Below are 18,142 nucleotides of genomic sequence, written 5' to 3' on the forward strand. Positions count from 1 at the left end.
GCGCCTTGGCTTGGGCGGGCACCGGCCGCGGCCGGCCCACGGGGCAGCAACGGTCGCGGCGGGTCGCCGTTTCCGCCAGCGCCCGGTCAGACCAGCACGGTGCCGAGCAGGAACAGCGCCACGGCGATCACCAGAAATAGGCCGAAGAGCAGCTTTGCCGCGGTTCCCGCCGCCGCGGCCACGCCGGAGAAGCCAAGTCCTCCGGCGATGAGCGCGATGACCAAAGCAACAATGGCCCAGGTGAGCATGGCTAGTCCTCCATCGATGGCGGCATGGGGTCATGGGCCGGGCCCGCGGCGACGGATCACCCGGCGCAGGTGGTGGGGTGCGTCGCCGCATGCGGCGCACCCCGTCGGTTCAGCGGAAGAGCCGGGTATCGCCCCAGCCCTGGCTGCGGCCGTAGTTGCTGGCCTCGGTGGCGTCGTAGCGCGGCAGCTTCTCCAGCTCGGCCTTGGTCATATCCAGCCGGGCGCGATCGGTGCCGGTGGTGGTGCCGAGCTTGATGCGGTCGATGGGCACCGCGGCGGTCCGCTCGCCGATGCCGAGGAACCCGCCCCATTCGACCACGGCGGCGCGAACCTGGCCCTTGCCATCGATCAGCAGGTTCTGGATCTCCCCCGCATCCTTGCCATCGGCACCGACCACGTTCGTGCCGACCAGGCTCTCCGTCCGCGCCAGCGGCATGCCGTTGGCGGCCGGCGTGGCCGCGCTCTGCTGCACGTTGCCGCTGGACTGCGCCGGGGCGGGCGCGGTCGAGGCACCGCTGTGCCGCTCGTTCGCCGCCTGCTGCTGCACCCGTACGTGCGGCTCGCCGGAACGTTCCACATTCACCTGAGGTTGGCCCTGCTGCTGCACGGTCACCTCCGGCTAGCCTGCTGCACCGTGACCTGTGGCGGCGGCTGCTGGATGGTCACCTGCGGTTGCGGCTGCTGTACCGTGACCCGCGATGCCTGCTGCTGCACCTCGACCTGCGGCGCCCGCTGCTGCACGGCCACTTGGGCGCCGCTGGCGCCGGCAGCGGCATCCGCGCGGTCTCCGCCCATCCCGCGATGCAATTCGGCCAGGGCATCGGCCGCGTCGCGCATCTGGGCCGAGGCCTGCTGCCGATCCGGCTGCTGGCCCTTCACCGCGTCCTGCGCCTCGGTCAGCTGCTGGCGGGCCTGCTTGAAGCCGTCTTGCCCCTGCGCCCCGGACGGCAGCTTGCCCAGCGCCTCCTGCGCCTGGCTCACCGCCTGGCGGGCCGCCTGCAGGCCCTGCTGGCCGCCACCGGTGATCTGCTGCTGCGCCTGACGCAGCGCCTGCTCCGCGCCGCGCAACACCTGAGCCGGCTGGGCCTGGGCTTGGCCACTCTGCTGGGCCTGGGCGCCGCCCTGTGGCTGGCCTTGCGCCGCCACGAGGCCGCTGCCGCCGAGGACCAGAATGGTTGCGATCGCTGTGGTCGAGAGATACCTGCTCGGGTTCATCCGTCGTCTCCGTTCTTGTGCATGGATGTGCCGTGTCTTGGTGGCCCGGCGCCGCCCGACGGCCACGCAGGGCCTGTCGTGGTGGCGCCGGCGAGGCCTAGCGGCCCTGGCTGCTGCTGCCGCCCGAGGCGGCCGGGCTGGACCCGCTAGAAGCACCGCTGGCATTCGAGCTGCGCGACTCGCCCGTCGTGCTGGAGGACGACATGTTGGTGCGCGGCGGGTCGATCATCATGAAGACGGTGTTGCCGTCCTCGGTCTTGGCCTGCACCAGGTAGGCGGCATCGAGGATCTTGACCTCGCTGAACCCGGCCTGGGTGAGCTTGTTGGCGAAGCTTCTGCTGGCTCATCGCCTGGCCATGGCCGCGCTGACCGGAGGCGCCTTGCGCGCTGGTGCTGCCGGTCGCGGACTGGCTTCCGGACTGGCTGGCAGACTGGTTCTGCGGCGCTTGGCTCTGGGAGGGCTGGCCTTGCGTGGCTTGGCCCTGGGCGGATTGCGCCGCCGCCGGCGCGGCGAGGGCAAAAGCGAACGCCGCGCCGAATGCGGCATGGGTGAGCTTGCGGGTGGTGAGTGTCGTCATCCTGGCCTCCTCTGGGTGTCGATAGCCGCCCGGTGGCGGCTGCCTGAGATTGCTGTTCCGCCGGTGGCGGCATTCCAGCCGCCGCGTTCAGCAGGGACGTGACCTCAGGCCTCGCCATGTGCGGCCGGGGGCTGGCGATCCCCACCCCGCAGCACTCCCTAGGAAACCGATGCGGGTCCGGCGGCGCCCGCCGTTGACGACCGGGCCTGGCCGAAGCCCACCTGCAACACTCCCGCGCGCTCCGGCGTTGAGGCGCGAACCCTTGCGGAAAGGCGGCAGCCGGATGCCGAAGACCATCCCTCCCGGCCGCCCGCTGGCCTGGTATCTCGGTGCGCTCTGTACTGCGCTGCTGGTGCCGATGCTGCTGCTCGGTGGGTTCCTGCTGTGGCGGATGAGCCATGCCGAACGGCTGCGGCACGAAGCCGTGGCGGAGGAGGCGGCGCGGCGGCTCGCCATCGCGCTCGACCGCGGGCTGATCACCTACCAGGCGATGCTCGAGGTCCTGGCGACCTCGGACTACCTGCAATCCGGCAATCTGGCCGCCTTCCGCCGCCGCGCGCTGGAGGTGCGGCGCCCGCCCGGCTCCGAGATCGTGGTGCGCGACGCGGCGGGCCGGACACTGGCCGAGATCGGCCCGCCCTGGGCCGCGCTGGCGGCGCAGCGGCCGCCGGCGGAAGCCGATCACCTCACCGCCGCCACCGGGCGGCCGCAGGTCTCCGACCTCTTGCCCATCCGTGGCGCCGCAACGGAGCCGTCCTTTGCGGTCGTGGCGCCGGTGCGCGACGAGGCGGGCCGGGTGCGGTACCTGCTTGGCCTGGTGGTGCCAGCGGCGGTGCTGGACGACCTGCTGCGGCAGGGGAGGTGCCGCAGGGGATGACCGCCCGGCTGGCCGACCGGCAAGGCTTCGTGGTGGCGCGCAGCGCCGGGCCGGCCCGCCGTGTCGGGCTGCGGATACCGGCGGCCACACTCGACGCCATGGGCACGCGCCCTGCCGGCTGGATGCGGACCGAAGCCGATGGCGGCACACCGGTGGTCGCGGCCTTCGCCCATTCCGCGGTCTCCGGCTGGGTTACCCTCGTCTCGTTGCCGGAAGCCACCTTCGCCGCGCCGCTGCGGCGCTCGCTCTGGATCGCCTGCGGCGCGGGCGGCCTATTGGCCTTGCTGGCCACCGCCCTGGCCCTTGGCTTTGCCCATCGCATCGCCGGGCCGATCGGGGCGCTGACCGGCGTCGCGGCGGAGGGCGCCGGCGCGCCGCTTGCCACCCCGGTGCGGGAGGTGAACCTCGTCGCCCAGGTGCTCGCCGCGGCGCAGGCGGAGGGCCGTCGTCGCGCCACCGAGCGCGAGGCGCTGCTGGCGACGCTCGATTGCGCGCAGGTGATGGTGCGCCAACCGGACGGCGTTATCACGCTGTGGACCGCGGGCATGCATCGGCTGTTCGGCTGGACCCGCGACCAGGCGCTCGGCCGTAGCTCTCACACCCTGCTGTGCACCCGCTTTCCCTCTCCGTTGGCCGAGATCGAAGCCCGGCTGCTGGCCGAAGGCGAGTGGCGCGGCGAGCTGCGCCATCAGCGCTCGGATGGCGCCGAGGTGGTGGTGGCCAGCCACTGGGCACTGCGCCGCGGTCCGGATGGGGCGGCGCTGGCGGTGGTGGAAGCCTGCAATGACATCACCGCCTGGCGCCAGGCCGAGGTGCAGCTGCGCGACACCCAGGCCGAGCTGTTCCGCGTCGCCCGCATCAACGCCATGGGGGCGATGGCGGCGGCGCTGGCGCATGAGCTGAACCAGCCGCTGACCGCGGCGGTGAACTTCGCCGAGGCCGCCCGCCGCATGCTGGCCGGCGCCCCGGAAGCTCCGCCGCTGCCGGCGGCGCGGGCGGCGATGGCCGAGGCGGCTGGCGAGGTGGTCCGCGCCGGGGAGATCCTGCGCAGCCTGCGCCGCTTCATCGGCCGAGGCGACACGGAGCAACGGCCGATCGCGCTCAACCCGGTGCTGGAAAGCGCCACGGCGCTTGCCCTGGCCGGGTCGCCGACGCTCGCCGTCACCCTGCGCCTCGCCCTGGCCCCGGGGCTGCCGCCGGTGATGGCCGATGCCGTGCAGCTGCAGCAGGTGGTGGTCAACCTGGTGCGCAATGCGGTGGAGGCGATGTCCGGCGCGGAGCGGCGCGAGCTGCTGGTCGCCAGCGCTTTGGACGGGGAGGGCATCGCCGTCAGCATCGCCGATACCGGGCCGGGGCTCGACCTGGATCTCGCTGGCCGGCTCTTCGTGCCGTTCGTCTCCACCAAGCCGGACGGGCTGGGCTTCGGCCTGTCCATCTCGCATTCCATCGTCACCGCGCATGACGGGCGCTTGGAGGCAAAGGCCCGGCCCGGCGGCGGCACCGAATCCCGTTTCACCCTGCCGGTGCTAGCTGAAGCACCGGTGGAGGAGGCTGCCGATGTCGGATGATGCCGCCGCACCGCGCGTGGTGCATGTGGTCGATGACGAGGCGGTGGTGCGGCGCTCGCTCGCCCTGTTGCTGCAATCGGCCGGGCTGGAGCCGCAATGCCATGCCTCCGGCGAGGCCTTCCTCGGCGCGGCGACTGAGGGGCTGGCCTTCGGCTGCGTGCTGCTCGACATCCGCATGCCGGGGGTGGACGGCATGGCGGTGCTGCGCGCCCTGGCCGAGCGCGGCCTGCAACTGCCGGTCATCGTCGTCACCGCGCATGGCGATGTGACGCTGGCGGTGGCGGCGATGAAGGCCGGCGCCTGTGACTTCATCGAGAAGCCCTATGCCGCCGATGCGCTGCTGCACGCGGTCGATGCGGCGCTCCGCCGTGGTGCAGGCACGCTGGATCGGGCGCGGGACGCAACCGAGGCGGCGACCCGGCTGGCCGCACTGACGCCACGCGAGACGGAGGTGCTGAAGGGCCTGGTCGCCGGCCAGCAGAACAAGGCCATCGCGCTCGACCTCGGGCTGAGCCCGCGGACGGTGGAGATCCACCGCGCCAACCTGATGGCCAAGCTGCGTGCCGGCAGCCTCTCCGAGGCGGTGCGGATCGCCCTCGCAGCCGGGCTGCCGGCACCGCCGACTAAGGCCGCAGCACCGTAACTATGTCGGGCATGTGATCGCCGACCTCGGCTGGACGGCTGCCGCGCCCCCATATGCCGCGCGATCCGGCCAGCAAGCAGCCGGGCATTGGGAGAGCGACATGAAACATCTGTTGGGAGACCGGCGCCCGCTGCGGCGCCGGCCCTTCGTCTTTGGCATTGCCGCCAGCCTTGCGGCGGCCGAGCGGGCAAGGGCGCAGGGCGATGGCGGGGCAGGTTGGCCGGACCGCCCCATCGTCTACATCAACGTCTTCACCCCAGGCGGTACCACGGACACGCTGTCCCGGTTGTTCTGCGCCCGGATGAGCGAGCTGGTGGGGCAGCAATTCATAGTCGAGAACCGCAGCGGCGCCGGCGGCACCGTTGGCCAGGCGGCCATCGCCCAGGCCGCGCCGGATGGCTATACGGTGGGGCTTGGCAGCGTTGCCTCGCTGTCCATCGCGCCGAGCACCCTGCCCGAGTTGCCCTACGACCCGGCCAGGGATTTCAGCTTCATCTCCGGCATCTGGAAGGTGCCCAACATCCTCATCGTCAACAATGACCTGCCGGCGCGCACCGTGCCGGAGCTGATCGCGCTGATGAAGCGGCGGCCCGGCGAATACAGCTATGGCTCGAGCGGCTTCGGCACCTCGCCGCATTTGTCGATGGAGATGTTTAAGCAAAAGGCGGGGGTGGAGGCGCTGCACATCCCTTATCGCGGCAGCGCCCCGGCGATGCTCGACCTGTTGGCCGGGCGAGTGCAGCTGATGTTCGACAACATGACCACGGCGATCGTCGCGGCGCGCGAAGGCAAGGTGCGCGCCCTGGCGGTGACCAGCTCAGAGCGGAGTCCGGCGGCACCCGATCTGCCGGTGCTGGCCGATGTGCTGCCGGGCTTCCAGATCTCCTCCTGGGGCAGCCTGGTCGGCCCGGCCGGCATGCCGGCGCCGGTGGTGCGACGGCTGACCGAGCTGACCCGGCAGGCGCTCGGAGACCCTGAGCTACGCCGCCGCTTCGAGGAAAACGGTGCCACCACCTGGCCGACCACGTCGCAGCAGTTGGCCGAGTTCCGCGCCGAGCAGCAGCAGCTGTTCGCCGGGCTGATCCGTGCGACGGGCACGCCGCTGCCAGGCATGGCGACAAACTGACCCAAGCGGCCTGGGCGATGGCGGTGCACCGTCTGCGTGAGCCGGTGTCCCGCCTGCCAGCGCCGCTGCGGATCAACTTACACGGCAAAGCCGGTGACTTGCACAGCCGCTTCGGCACCGGCCGCATCGTTTACAACGAGACCGCATAGGTGGACATCAGTAGGCTGCGCCGCGTCAATTTGCGCGCCGCCGGCGCGACCGGTCATGTCTCATGAGCGCTCACCTCCAGAGAATTTCGTATTCCAGTTCCCACCGCTGCTCCAGTCGGTCCTCTCACAACCTGTCTCTCCTGGTCGCTGCAGGGCGCAGAAGCCGTTGTGTCCGGCCGTTTTCCGCAGCGACCTTGATGGTGCAATAGCGGAACGAGGGCGGGTTTCCTGTCCGAAATGCCGGAGACTCTCCGAACCTTGAGGGTTGGCCGATTTTGCCAACAAGGTCTAGGACCTTGTTTTCCCTTGATCTTAGGGCAGACCTGCTGATCGGGATTCAGCGAAGCGATCGCTTCACCCGATGAGCGTCGCTGACGCTCTCCAAGGCCCCAAGGTCTACGTTCGCTCGCCCAGAAGATGCAGCACCAACTCCCGGCGGTGCGGTGCCATGCGGTGCTCCCACAGATAGATGCCCTGCCATGTCCCCAGCACCGGCAGGCCGTCGGCGACCGGGATCGAGAGCTGGGTCTGCGTCAGCGCAGACCGGATGTGGGCGGGCATATCGTCCGGCCCCTCTTCCGCATGCCGGTAGCGGCCAGCACAACCATCCGGCACCAAGCGGGCCAGAAATGTCTCCAGGTCGGCCCGGACGTCCGGCGACGCGTTCTCCTGCACCAGCAGCGAAGCCGAGGTGTGCCGGCACCAGATGGTGAGCAGGCCGGTGACGATCACCTGTTGCGTCACCCAGTCGCAAATCTGATCGGTGATGGCGACGAGGCCTCGCCCGCGCGTCACGATCTCGATGCGATGCAGGTGCTGCTCCACGCCAGTTCCTCCTCAGCCAGCCGGTTCCAAGCCCTCGTTACAGCCACCCGCGCTCGCGGAAGCGGCTGAGGTCGACCCCAGGTGGCGCGTACCAGCCGCCGACGCGATAGCGGGCACCGAGTTGAAGCGCTGCTTCCTTGTTGCCGAAGGGAATGCGCAGCGGCGTGTCACCATCAGGAGTATCGGGAGAGCGAAGCTCCGGTGCGCCCTTGCGGGGTCGCGCCGCTCGCGTCGTCCCGGTGCCCGCTTTCCGCTTGCGGGCGCCTGCCTTCCGGCTTGGCATCCCGCGTCTCTTGCCAGGCTCGGCTTCGACCTCCGCTGCCGGGGCGTCGACAGCGCGCAGGTTCCATGGGCGCTTGTTCGTCACGGTCTTCCGAGCAGCCGGTGGTCGCCCGATCCCTTCATCGCCGCGGACCTGGACACCATCCCTCTTGGGCGCGTGCTGGTCGAGGAAGGCGCGGCAGGCGGCGCCGGACGACCTATAGCCTCGAGGCGGCTTGAGTCCCTTCTGGCGGGCAAGGCTCTCCACGAAGCCTTTCATCGCCGGCGTCGGCGGTCGATCCGGGCCGGCCTGCCTGGCAGCACCGCCCAGCAGCCTGGCGTCGACTGAGCCGGCGCCCTCCTGCAGTCGGCCAATGATCCTGCTGGCCTGGGCGCAGACGGCGTCGACCGCCCCGATCATTTCCTGCTGCCCGACCAGCACCTCGTCGAGCAGGCGCTCCATCTGCGCGGTCACACCGGGGTCGACCAGCGCCGGATCGGCCTTCTCCAGCACGGCGAACAGTGCCAGGCCGCGGTCGGTGGGCACGATGTGCTTGCCATCGGCCGTCAGGAACTCCTGTGCCTTAAGCCCACGGATGATCTCGGCCCGGGTCGCCGGCGTGCCGATGCCCTTGGCCTCCTTCAGTCGCTCCTGCAGCGCCTCATCGGCGACAAAGCGCCAGGCATTCTGCATCGCCTCGATCAGGGTGCCCTCGTTGTAGCGCGGCGGCGGCCGAGTTTCCTTGTCCTCGACCATGGCGTCCCGCAGCATGACTGTCTCGCCATGCCGCAGGGCGGGCAGCAGCTGCGCCTCCTCGCCCCTCTCCTCGGCGGGCTGCCAATCGGGGAAGGCCGCGCGCCAGCCGAGCTCGATCGGCTGCCGCCCCACGGCGCGGAACAGGTGGCCGCGGACATCCAGCGTGACGGTGGTCTGCCGGTAGCGGAAGTCCGGCATCATCGCCGCCAGGTAGGACCGCGCGATGACGTCGAACAGCCGCCGCTCATCGCCCGTGAGCCGCGGCCAGACCTCGCGCAGCGTGTCCACCGTGTTGACGTTGGGGATGACGGCGTGGTGGCTGGCCCCGGCCAAGCCCTTGTCGTGGAAGTGGCCGCCCGCGCCGCGACGGATGATCGGCGGCTCGGGCACCGGAATCTCGCTGAAGGCCCGCCCGACACGCAGCCCGGCGACGATCCGCGACGCATCCGGGATCAGGCTTTCGGGCAGGTAGCGGGTTTCGGCGCGGGGGTAGGTGATGACCTTCTTCCCCTGGCCATCATAGAGCTCCTGCGCCACCTCGAGCGTCCGCGCCGCCGACCAGCCGAAGCGGGAGCCGCAGAGCTTCTGTAGCGAGGGTAGGTCATGCAGCCGCGGCGGTCCCTGCCGCTTGTCCTCGACCCGCACCGTGAGCGGCCCGGCGAAGCCCTCAGCGGTTGCGGCGATCGCCTCCGCATCCTCGCGCTTCAGGATCCGCTCCTTGGGCGCATGGCGCATCCGCATTGGCCGGCCTCGGCCTGGGCGGTGGCCACCACCTCGAAATAGGCCTGCGGGACGAAGTTCCGGATCTCCAGCTTCGCGCTTGCAGACGATGGCCAGGGTCGGGGTCTTCACACGCCCGACGCCGATCACGGTCCGCGCGCCGCGGGCCAGCGTCACCGTCGCCGTGCGGGTCAGGGACAGGTTGTAGATCTGGTCGGCCTGCCGCCGCGCGACCGCGGCAGCATACAGGCGGGCAAACTCGGCATTCGGCTTGGCGTGAGCGAAGGCGTCGCGGATGGTCTGCGGGTCCTGGGCGGTGAAGATCACCCGCATGACCGTGCCGCGGTAGCCGTAGTGCTCCAGGATCTCCTGGCCGATCAGTTGGCCTTCCCGGTCGCAGTCGGTGGCGAGCCAGACGCGTTTTGCTCGGCGCAGCGCGTCGCAAATGGCCTTGAGCTTCGGCGCCTTGTTGCCGCCCGTGGCGGGCTTGGTGCCGTAGAGGCCGTCCGGCCGCAGCAGCACCGCTGTCCAGCGCTTCCAGTCGGCTGAAACCTCCTCGGGCTCGACGAGGTCGAACAGATGGCCCTCGGCCGGCAGGATCGCCCCGTAGCGGCCACCAACAGCGGCCCTGACGTCCTTCGCCTGGCTGGTTTTCTCCGTGATGACGATCTGGTCGGTCATGCGGGGCTCCGCATGTTCTCTATAGGTTCCCAGGAAGCGGCGCCATGGCTCATTCGCGGGCCCAGCCTCAGCACCCGCGCGAGAATGCCGCCGCAGTGGCCGAGCTACTTTCCCCAGCTACCGGCGGTGCGCTGCCGACCCGGAGCGGACTCTGCGGGGACCTTAGCCGTCCTGACCGACTGACGCTTCGGCCAAGCCGAGGATCGGGACCCTATTTGGATGAGAGGTTTCTCCCTGGCCTCCGCCGCCGCCCGATCAGGAATCGGCGACCGTTGCCTTGGCCATCCGAAAGTAGGCGGGTACACGTGACCCGTCCTGTCTGCCGCGCAGGTACCTCGCATAGGCCTCCTCCGGGCCGAAATGTTCGACTTCCGCGAACCCGGCGTCTCGGAGCACGGCCTCCATATCGGCAGGCGTGAAGAAGCTCTGATAGGGCTCGCCGACGCTTGCGGCATTGCCCGCCAGGGTGGCGATTACGGCAGCTTCGTCCGCATCCAGCGAGGAGGCGGGAGCGATGAACTGCACCACGATTTCGCTTCCCCGTGTGGAGACTGTGGCGACCTCGGTGAGCGTGTTCTCGACAGCGCCGCGCGTAAGGTACTGCGTTGTGCCCAACCAAGAGAAGAACGTGCGCTCACGGCTTCTGAAGCCAACGGCAGACAAGCCCTGCGTCAGGGTTTCCCGTTCGAAATCGACGGGCACATGGTGGAGTGCCTGCGGGGGTCGATGCCCAATCCCGCTACCCGGGCACGCTTCCAAGCCTGGCTGGCAGGGTGGTCCACCTCGTACACGTCGAGCGAGCCCAGATGGGCCGGTCGCCGATACGCAAACGAGTCGAGGCCCGCTCCAAGGATCACGTACTGCCGAATCCCCCGGGCGAATGCCGCGGCCAACTCGTCCTCTGCATAACGGTTTCTGACCGCGAACGGGGCACGGATGCCGGGGACCCGCGAGGCCGGGTGGGCGTCGTGCGCGGCAAGCAGTGCCTCGTCGCTGTCGAAGCCCGCGAAGGCACGAGCGAAGGGGTCGGTCAGTATCTTCGGCTCATCGTCGCGGAGGGTGTGGACGGCGCGGAACACCGCCGTGTTCACCGCCGTCCGGCTTGGCTTTCGCATCTCCATGGGACCAGACCTCCCAGGACATTCTGGCCAACGAATGCCGGGTACTCCAAATGCTTTCAGGGTCGTCTGCCCACACGGCCCAGCTTGCAGCAACGCCAGGTTGCCGCGGGAGAGGCGGGCGACATCAATCGCAAGTGGCCCATGTCAGGCGTCGGCGGTAGATGCGGCGGCGGTGCCGAGGGTCTGCTCTCCGCCCATCCCAGCCGTAGCCCTAGCCGAGCCGCCTACTTCGGTACCCGACTCCAAGCAGATATTCGGTCCTTTGCGCGCCGCAGCCGCAGGCCGCCGGGCGCCGCTCAACGGCAGCGGTCTGACGGAGCCGTGATGAGGCCGGACAACTCTGGCCGCACATGCGCGAATTCGACCATGGCAAGGTCGGCACGGGACGTGTGGACGCATGATGGATCGGCGCAGTTCTCACCCGAAGCGGACCGAGTACCGCGTCACGTCAGCCCCGCGCCGGCAGGAGCAATGCCGCGGCTCCATCCAAGTCCGGCACCTCCGCATAGGGCAACCAATTCGGGTTGCCACGGTGCCCTAGCCGGTTGACCCAAATACCCCGCACCCCGAGGTCGTGGCACGCCTTCATGTCGAGGAACATGCCCATCGCAACATGGACCGTCTGGTCCTTGGTGACCCCCATCCTGCGATAGGCATGCTCGAAGAGTTGCCGGGACGGCTTGTAGGCTTGCGCTCGTTCGGCGGTGATGACGAAGTCGATGGGGACGCCGAGTAGCGCCACGTTGTGGATGATGAGGTCCTCATCCGAGTTCGTGAAGATCGCTAATCTATAGCGCTCGCGCAGCCGTCGCAGCGCGTCCGGCACCTCGGGGTGTGGTCCCATGGTGGGAATCGTGCCCGCCAGCCTTTCGGCGGCATCCTCACCGGGAGGGATGCCGTGCTCCGTCAGCGCCGCACGGAAGCCTGTGCGCAGAATGTCCTTGTAGAGTCGGTGGGGTTGCTCAGCCTCAAGGCGGCGCGAGTGCTGCGAGAAGGTGTCGAGCACCGCAGAGGCTTCCACCGTGTCCCGGCCCGCCAAGGCGAGGATTGCTCCAATCTTCCCGTAGCAGCACCTCGTACCACCTTACGAGTGTGCTGTAGCAGTCGAAGGTGATCACTTTCGGCACTGGATCGAGCCTGAACATCGAGCCGTCGGGCTGGGACATTAGGGGAAACCTTGGCTGCCGTGGTGCGGCAACGCCAGAGTCTCCGGCACTGTTCCGCAACCTGCCAGCGTCCGCTTGCCGCCCAAGGTCGCCCAGGACCATGCGGCCAGTCTCAGCATGAAACAGGTGATCCTCTGGCATCCCGGCCGCGATGGGCGCGGTCGGGCGCGACCAGGAGATCCCGCCATGGGCGACGCTGCAGACGCTCCAGGCCAAGCCGAACGACGCCAGCTACCTTGGAACCGCGGTCGGCTGTTGGGTCAGAAGCCGCCGCTGAAGCTCCGAGAGGTGTGGGCCATTCGCATCCGCCTGCAGATCGCAGAGCGTCTGCGCGACCTGGCTCTGTTCAACCTCGCCATCGACAGCAAGCTGCGGGGCTGCGACCTGGTTGCGCTCCGGGTCGATGACGTCCTGCTCGGCGGGCGGGTCCGGCCGCGAGCGACGGTGCTGCAACGCAAGACGGGTCGCCCTGTGCAGTTCGAGCTGACCGAACAGACCCGCGAAGCCGCCATGCGCTGGATAACCCGAAGTGGCCGCAAGCCGGGGGACTACCTCTTCCCGAGCAGGATTAGCGGCGGCGGAAGGCCGATCACCACCCGCCACTATGCACGCCTGATGGAAGGCTGGGTCGGGTCGGTCGGACTCGATCCCCGGCTCTATGGCACGCATTCGCTGCGGCGGACCAAGGTAGCCCTGATCTACCGGCGAACCGGCAACTTGCGAGCCGTGCAACTGCTGCTCGGCCACACCAAGATAGAGAGCACCGTCCGCTACCTCGGGGTCGAGGTCGACGACGCCCTCGCCATCTCCGAGCAGATCGACATCTGACTAGCAAGAGCACTGGCGGGCGGCATCGGCCGCCCGCGACCCAAAGCAGACGTCCGGCTCGTTTGCCGGTAGAACGGCCCGCATGATGGGACACGCAAACATCCAGGTGCAACGCGCCGACCATGTCGGCTTCGCAGTTGCGTCTCTCAATGAGAGCCTTCGGTTCTGGGTTGATGGGCTCGGCGCGCGGCTCGTGCGGACGGGTGAGATGGGGGGCGAGTTCCTCGGCCAAGTGACGGGAGCCCATGGGGCACGGGTGCGCTTGGCGATAGTGTCGTTAGCGGATCAGACGATCGAACTCTTGGAATATCAAGGCCTGGATCGGCCGAGCGCGCCGGCCAAGCCGTTCGACCCGGGCTTCGCGCATCTCGCTCTCGTGGTCGATGATATCGACGCGCTCCTCGCGCGGATCGCTGCCTACGGCTGGAAGGCACAGGGCACACCTCAGCCGATTGCGAGCGGCGCGCGGGCCGGAACGCGGGTGATCTACGCCGTTGGTCCTGACGGCGCGACGATCGAGTTCATGCAGCCGCCTCTGGTGGCGGCGACCCCTGATTCCACCAGTTGAGGGGCCGCTTTCTGCCCACCCCAGCCGTAGCCCTAGCTGAGCCGCCTACTTCGGTACCCGACCCGGAGCAGACTCTTCCGTGCCACGCGCAAGGCATCATTCGGGTCTCACGCGATCTGCAATCCGCCATGATGACTGCGGGTCGCCGGGCGGCGTCATATGCAGGCACGCAGTGTGTTTTGCGACGATGCCCCTCCGGCATGACGCCCAGCCGAGCGTGCACGGTCAAGGTCGGGGCTGAGGATCAGGCGGCACAGCGCCGCCGTGAGCGCCGCGCTATCCACGGGCTTCCGCAGGAGCGCCGTGCGCCCTTGCCCGCCGTTCGAGGTCCAGCCACCGGGCAGTTCGCTGTAGCCCGTGGCGAAGAGTACGGGCACGCCTCGCCGGACCAGGGCGTCCGCGACCGGGAAGGCGGCGTGCCCGCCGAGGTTCACATCGAGTACCGCAGCGTCAAGCCGCGGTGCTTCCTCCTCCAACAGGCGGAGCGCCTCGCCGAGCGTGCCTGCAGGGCCTACGATCTCGCAACCAAGGCCGCGCAGCGTCTGTTCGACGTCCATTGCAACCAGCGGCTCGTCCTCCACAATAAGGACGCGCCGACCGGCAAGCTGGCCGGCTGGAAGAACGTTTTCCGGTAGGTCTGCGGTGGGCGCTGTCCCTGCCATGGAGGGGGCTGGCGAAGGGCGACTTGGCCAGCACCGATGACGATTTCGCATCGTAGCCCGACTGGGCGCCAGTCGAAGCTGACGGTACCGCCGAGCTGGCCGGCGACGGTGGCCGCGATCAGGCGCGAGCCGAAGCCGCGGCGGGTGGGGGGCCTGCGAGGAGGGCCGGAGGTCCGCCCGTCTCCAGCCAGTGCACGCGCAGCCCACCATCCGGCTGGGCAGCCCAGGTCACTTCCAGCGTACCGCCTGGGGCGGAGAGCGCGCCGTGCTTTGCGGCGTTCGTGGCGAGTTCGTGCAGTACCAGCGACGCCGGCTGCACCGCCTCCGGGACTAGGCGGACCGGCGGACCGCCGAGGCGGACGCGCTCGTCCGTCCCATAGGCGGCCAGTTCGCTCTTAACGAGTTCGCGCAGGTCGCCGCCCATCCAGCGTTCCCGTGCCAGCATTGTGTGCGCACGAGCCAGTGCGTTAACCCGGCCTTCGACCGCCGCCGCGAAGTCCTGCTGCCGGTCGGCCCGCGTCAGCCGCAGGATGGACTGCACGACGGCGAGCGCATTCTTGGCGCGGTGGTCGACCTCGCGCATGAGCAGTGTCTGGCGCTCTTCGGCCGCGCGGCGCTCGGTGATGTCCTCTCCCGAGGCGACCACCGCTACCAAGCTGCCCGAGGCATCGCGCAGGACCGTGTTCCGCCAGGCGACCAGCCGCTCCTCGCCGTCCGCGCGGAGCACCGGGTTCTCGTAAGAGCCGGGCGCGTCGCTGCGTCCGCTGGCGAGGGCATCGAATACATCGCGCACCGGCTGGCGGAGGCGCACCGGCAGGAAGGTGCCGAACCAATCCTGACCGATGGCCTCCCCTCCCGTGCGAGGCCGAGCACGTCGAGGCCCTCGCGGTTGATGCTGCGCACCCTGCCATCGGGGGCGAGCACGATGAGCACCGCCTGGGCCACGTCAAAGTAGAGCCGGGCGCGGTCGCGCTCTGCGCGCAGCGCGGCTGCCGCTTCTTCGGCTGCGGCGGCACGGCCTTCGGAGACGGCCCGGGCGCGTCGCCTCCGCCGCTCGGGAGAGGGCCTGCCGGAGCGCCTCGAACTCGGCGACGGGCGGGGGCTCCATGGCATTCGGCGGGGGCGCGCCTGCCGCAACCGCCTCGGCCTCGCTGACCAGGGCCTGCACGGGACGGAGCAGACGTCGGGCTAATAGGGCAGCCAGGACGAGGCCAGCCGCAAGCAGCGCGGCGCCGCCGATTGCGAGCCGTTCGAGCGGGCGCCGCGAGGCGGCTGCGTAGCTGTCCTCGGGCGCTGTCACGACGACGGCCCAGGGAACGCGGTCCAGCCGCTGGAACGCGGCCACGAGCGGCGCCCCCTCAAGCGAGGGGCCGGCGGTGAGCCCGGTTTCGTGCCTGCGCAGCGGCGTTGCGACCCACTCCGGCGCGCGCCGCCCGGACGCTGCGGCATGACCCACTGAACGGGCAATGATGGTGCTATCCTCGATCTGGATGAGACCGGCAATCTCGCCCTCCCGCACCCGGGCCAGCAGGGCGGCAATCCGAGCGGTGTCGAAAGCGAGGATGAGGGCAAGCGGGGCCGGTCCGTCGCCGGATCGGGGGCCGGGCGGAAAGACAGGGGCGATCGCGGCCAGCACCGGCCGCTGCGCCACGCTGCCGATGAAGAGATCGGTGATCGCCGGCTTCCCGGTAACGACAGCTTGCGCGATCCAGGGCATGCCGCTCGCTAAGGGCAGCGGCGTGCCGAGCGGGCGCTGTGTGTTGAACAACTGCTGTCCATCCGGCCGGACGAGGACGAACCAGCCGCCGAACGCATTCGCCACGGCGCGGGCACGCTCATAGAGGTCGGCGACGGGGCCGCCGCTCTCGATGAGGCTGGGTTCGCCCCGGGCGAAGGCTCTGATGTCATTCGAGGTCGCAAGTGAACTGACAGCGGTCACGGCCACCTCGACCTCGCGGTCGACCGCCACGGCGAGCGTGCGCGCACCGCCCCGCAGCGAGGTCTCGACGAGGCGCTGATAGGCGCCGCCCAGCTGCCAGGTGGTCAGGCCGCCGGCGAGCAGGGCCGGTATCAGTATGGCCAAGGTGAGCCAGAGCAGGTGGACGCGAAGCGCAAGGGGGCGACGGCGGAGAGCCTGGACGTGGCCTGGATGCCCCGTCCGATCTGCCTCTGCCATATGAGATTGGCCTCTTCAAACTGGACTGGTTACAATATCCGCCATGGGATACAATAAAAAAGTAAAACAATTTGACTGGTTAGCAAGAGTCCGAGACTTACGACACCATTTCGGATCAGCATTCTGCGTGGCCTGTCTCGTCAGCTTGGGGCGTTTATCCTCCGGCCTCTGGAATCGGGGAGAGCAGAGAAGGTCGCAGCTACCCACGGCAAGACTTCCTGAGGCTAGTTCCCATGTATCAAGACGGGCCAAATGGCCGGAATGTCCGCTCCCCGCCCAAAGCGGTCAATCGAGGTCACGGCAGGAGGGGCCGGCGTCAGCGGCGAGCGCGCTGGGCTGTCCCGACCACTCCATGGGGAACGGCGCGAGGAGGCGCGGCAGGGTGAGGCTGTCCGGCGGCCGCTGATTTAGGATCACCTCCACGATATGAGGCGCCAGCAGTGTCAGTCGCAACAGGCTGCCCAGGTACCCCCGCTCAATCTTCTCCGCTGCTGCCATTTCACTCATCGAAGCATAGCGCCCCTCGTCCAGCAGCCTCTGGTACCGGAACGCCCGCGCCAGAGCCTTCACCAGCGCCGGGTCGGCCCGCGTGGTGACCGGCGCCACGCCATCGATCATCGGCGTCACGACGGTCTTCCTGCCCGGCCGGTGTCTGATGGCCAGCGGCACCCGGACCGTGATGCTGGTCGCCTGAGTCATGCGGCCGTCCTCAGCGCATCTGGCACTATGGCGGTGAGGTCGCGGACTAGGCTGGCCAGCCCCTCTACGCGGAGGCGGATGTCGGCTCCCGCGGGCCCAACCACCACCCGCTCCACCAGCGCCCGGACGATGCGCGCCTGCTCTGCCGGAAACAGCTCGCCCCACATTGGGTCGAGCTGGGCCAGAGCTTGCCGAACTTCGCCCTCCTTCAGGTCCGGCGCTTCCGCCCGCGCCGCTATCCAGGTGCCAACAACTACCTCCGGCTGTCGCAATAGGGCACGGACTTGGTCCACCACTGCCGTTTCAATCGCCGCGGCCGAAATCCGCCGCACGATGCCAGCGTCGTCCGCCGCCTGGGCCTTCAGCACCTGCTGCGCGACATAGTAGCGATACTGCCGCCCCTTCTTCACGCAATGGGTCGGCGACAGGGCGCGGCCATCCACGCCGAAGATCAGGCCCTTCAGCAGCGCCGGCGCGTGCTGCCGGTTCTGCGCGGTCCTGGTGCGCGGGCTGACCTGCATCACCGCCTGCACCCGGTCCCACAGGTCCCGCGGCACGATGGCCTGGTGCTCGCCGGGATAGACCTTCCCCTTGTGCTCCACCTCGCCAACGTAGGTCCGCAGGTTCAGGATCTTGTAGACGTCGCCCTTGTCGAGCGGCCGGCCGGACTTGCTCGTCACGCTCTCGGCCTGGAGCCGCTTGGCGGTCTCGGTGCCAGAACCGGTCTCGGCGAACAGCTCGAACACCCGCCGGACCCGTGCCGCCTCGACCTCATTCACCACCAACTTCCGGTCCCGCACGTCGTAACCGAGCGGCACCTTGCCTCCCATCCACATGCTGCGGGCGCGGGACGCCGCGAACTTGTCCCGGATGCGCTCGCCGATCACCTCCCGCTCGAACTGCGCAAAGCTGAGCAGGATGTTCAGTGTCAGCCTGCCCATGCTGGTCGTGGTGTTGAAGCTCTGCGTGACCGAGACAAAGGTGACGCCGTGCGCCTCCATGGTCTCGACCAGCTTGGCGAAGTCCATCAGCGACCGGGACAGCCGGTCGATCTTGTAGACGACGATGATGTCGATGCGGCCCTGCTCGATGTCGGCCAGCAGGCGCCGCAACGCCGGCCTCTCCAGGGTGCCGCCGGAGAACCCGCCATCGTCGTAGCGGTCGCGGACCAGCACCCAGCCCCTCAGCCCGCTGGCTGGCAACGTAGGCCTCGCAGGCGTCACGCTGGGCGTCGAGGGTGTTGAACTCCTTCTCCAGTCCTTCGTCGGTGCTCT

Annotated in this window: 19 protein-coding genes and 1 pseudogene; 7 read left to right on the forward strand and 13 right to left on the reverse strand. The window is 69.3% G+C overall.

Annotated features, from left to right (window positions below):
- Positions 1-86 precede the first annotated feature (86 nt).
- From ACQ86J_RS20320 to ACQ86J_RS20335, 4 genes are all read right to left on the reverse strand, one after another.
- Positions 87-248, reverse strand: coding sequence for a DUF1328 domain-containing protein (locus ACQ86J_RS20320; protein WP_431266946.1), 162 nt, complete (start codon positions 246-248; stop codon positions 87-89).
- Positions 249-357: 109 nt separating this feature from the next.
- Complete coding sequence (locus tag ACQ86J_RS20325; protein WP_431266947.1) at positions 358-861, reverse strand: PRC-barrel domain-containing protein; 504 nt, start codon at positions 859-861, stop codon at positions 358-360.
- On the reverse strand, positions 858-1,463 hold the full coding sequence (locus ACQ86J_RS20330) for a hypothetical protein (RefSeq protein ID WP_431266948.1): 606 nt from the start codon (positions 1,461-1,463) through the stop codon (positions 858-860). Before ACQ86J_RS20330 ends, ACQ86J_RS20325 begins: the two co-directional genes overlap by 4 nt.
- A gap of 97 nt (positions 1,464-1,560) precedes the next feature.
- Entirely contained in the window at positions 1,561-1,731 is a 171-nt protein-coding gene (locus tag ACQ86J_RS20335; protein WP_431266949.1) for a hypothetical protein, read from the reverse strand.
- 22 nt (positions 1,732-1,753) lie between these two features.
- Here ACQ86J_RS20335 and ACQ86J_RS20340 point away from each other — a divergent pair, with 22 nt between their 5' ends.
- The 5 genes from ACQ86J_RS20340 to ACQ86J_RS20360 all read left to right on the forward strand — a co-directional run bounded on the left by ACQ86J_RS20340 (position 1,754) and on the right by ACQ86J_RS20360 (position 6,255).
- Positions 1,754-2,143, forward strand: a complete 390-nt coding sequence (locus ACQ86J_RS20340) for a hypothetical protein (RefSeq protein ID WP_431266950.1) — start codon at positions 1,754-1,756, stop codon at positions 2,141-2,143.
- Between the two features lie 181 nt (positions 2,144-2,324).
- Positions 2,325-2,918 carry a cache domain-containing protein gene (locus ACQ86J_RS20345; protein WP_431266951.1) on the forward strand — a complete coding sequence of 198 codons (594 nt, stop codon included), beginning with the start codon at positions 2,325-2,327 and terminating at the stop codon, positions 2,916-2,918.
- Positions 2,903-4,486 (forward strand): ATP-binding protein, encoded by a 1,584-nt coding sequence (locus ACQ86J_RS20350; RefSeq protein ID WP_431266952.1) that lies wholly within the window; start codon positions 2,903-2,905, stop codon positions 4,484-4,486. Before ACQ86J_RS20345 ends, ACQ86J_RS20350 begins: the two co-directional genes overlap by 16 nt.
- Positions 4,476-5,129 carry a response regulator transcription factor gene (locus tag ACQ86J_RS20355; protein WP_431266953.1) on the forward strand — a complete coding sequence of 218 codons (654 nt, stop codon included), beginning with the start codon at positions 4,476-4,478 and terminating at the stop codon, positions 5,127-5,129. Before ACQ86J_RS20350 ends, ACQ86J_RS20355 begins: the two co-directional genes overlap by 11 nt.
- 100 nt (positions 5,130-5,229) lie before the next feature.
- Positions 5,230-6,255 (forward strand): Bug family tripartite tricarboxylate transporter substrate binding protein, encoded by a 1,026-nt coding sequence (locus ACQ86J_RS20360; protein ID WP_431266954.1) that lies wholly within the window; start codon positions 5,230-5,232, stop codon positions 6,253-6,255.
- Positions 6,256-6,800: 545 nt separating this feature from the next.
- On the opposite strand, the gene ACQ86J_RS20365 is transcribed toward ACQ86J_RS20360, so the two are convergent.
- The 4 genes and pseudogenes from ACQ86J_RS20365 to ACQ86J_RS20380 all read right to left on the reverse strand — a co-directional run bounded on the left by ACQ86J_RS20365 (position 6,801) and on the right by ACQ86J_RS20380 (position 11,775).
- Positions 6,801-7,229 carry a secondary thiamine-phosphate synthase enzyme YjbQ gene (locus tag ACQ86J_RS20365; protein ID WP_431266822.1) on the reverse strand — a complete coding sequence of 143 codons (429 nt, stop codon included), beginning with the start codon at positions 7,227-7,229 and terminating at the stop codon, positions 6,801-6,803.
- Positions 7,230-7,266: 37 nt separating this feature from the next.
- Entirely contained in the window at positions 7,267-9,648 is a 2,382-nt protein-coding gene (locus tag ACQ86J_RS20370) for a type IA DNA topoisomerase (protein ID WP_431266955.1), read from the reverse strand.
- Between the two features lie 255 nt (positions 9,649-9,903).
- A pseudogene (locus tag ACQ86J_RS20375) lies at positions 9,904-10,769 on the reverse strand (class I SAM-dependent methyltransferase).
- A 448-nt stretch (positions 10,770-11,217) separates the two neighbouring features.
- On the reverse strand, positions 11,218-11,775 hold the full coding sequence (locus ACQ86J_RS20380) for an HAD family hydrolase (protein WP_431266956.1): 558 nt from the start codon (positions 11,773-11,775) through the stop codon (positions 11,218-11,220).
- Between the two features lie 346 nt (positions 11,776-12,121).
- Between ACQ86J_RS20380 and ACQ86J_RS20385 the strand changes: the two genes are divergently transcribed.
- Together ACQ86J_RS20385 and ACQ86J_RS20390 are read left to right on the forward strand one after the other, a co-directional pair.
- Entirely contained in the window at positions 12,122-12,763 is a 642-nt protein-coding gene (locus tag ACQ86J_RS20385) for a tyrosine-type recombinase/integrase (RefSeq protein WP_431266957.1), read from the forward strand.
- Positions 12,764-12,869: 106 nt separating this feature from the next.
- Positions 12,870-13,331, forward strand: a complete 462-nt coding sequence (locus ACQ86J_RS20390; protein ID WP_431266958.1) for a VOC family protein — start codon at positions 12,870-12,872, stop codon at positions 13,329-13,331.
- A gap of 155 nt (positions 13,332-13,486) precedes the next feature.
- Here ACQ86J_RS20390 and ACQ86J_RS20395 read toward each other — a convergent pair whose 3' ends face one another.
- The 5 genes from ACQ86J_RS20395 to ACQ86J_RS20415 form a co-directional block, all read right to left on the reverse strand.
- The gene (locus tag ACQ86J_RS20395; protein WP_431266959.1) at positions 13,487-13,888 is read right to left on the reverse strand and encodes a response regulator; all 402 of its coding nucleotides are present in this window, start codon (positions 13,886-13,888) and stop codon (positions 13,487-13,489) included.
- Positions 13,889-14,111: 223 nt separating this feature from the next.
- A complete protein-coding gene (locus ACQ86J_RS20400; protein WP_431266960.1) occupies positions 14,112-14,804 on the reverse strand; it encodes an HWE histidine kinase domain-containing protein in 693 nt (230 codons plus the stop codon).
- A gap of 135 nt (positions 14,805-14,939) precedes the next feature.
- Positions 14,940-16,076: a cache domain-containing protein gene (locus ACQ86J_RS20405; protein WP_431266961.1), complete on the reverse strand. Its 1,137-nt coding sequence runs from the start codon at positions 16,074-16,076 to the stop codon at positions 14,940-14,942.
- 378 nt (positions 16,077-16,454) lie between these two features.
- Positions 16,455-16,868: a hypothetical protein gene (locus ACQ86J_RS20410; RefSeq protein WP_431266962.1), complete on the reverse strand. Its 414-nt coding sequence runs from the start codon at positions 16,866-16,868 to the stop codon at positions 16,455-16,457.
- Positions 16,865-18,043, reverse strand: a complete 1,179-nt coding sequence (locus ACQ86J_RS20415; protein WP_431266963.1) for a recombinase family protein — start codon at positions 18,041-18,043, stop codon at positions 16,865-16,867. The genes ACQ86J_RS20410 and ACQ86J_RS20415 overlap by 4 nt, the downstream gene beginning before the upstream one ends.
- Positions 18,044-18,142: the final 99 nt, after the last annotated feature.

The sequence above is a fragment of the Dankookia sp. P2 genome, assembly GCF_050632255.1.
GTDB lineage: Bacteria > Pseudomonadota > Alphaproteobacteria > Acetobacterales > Acetobacteraceae > Paracraurococcus.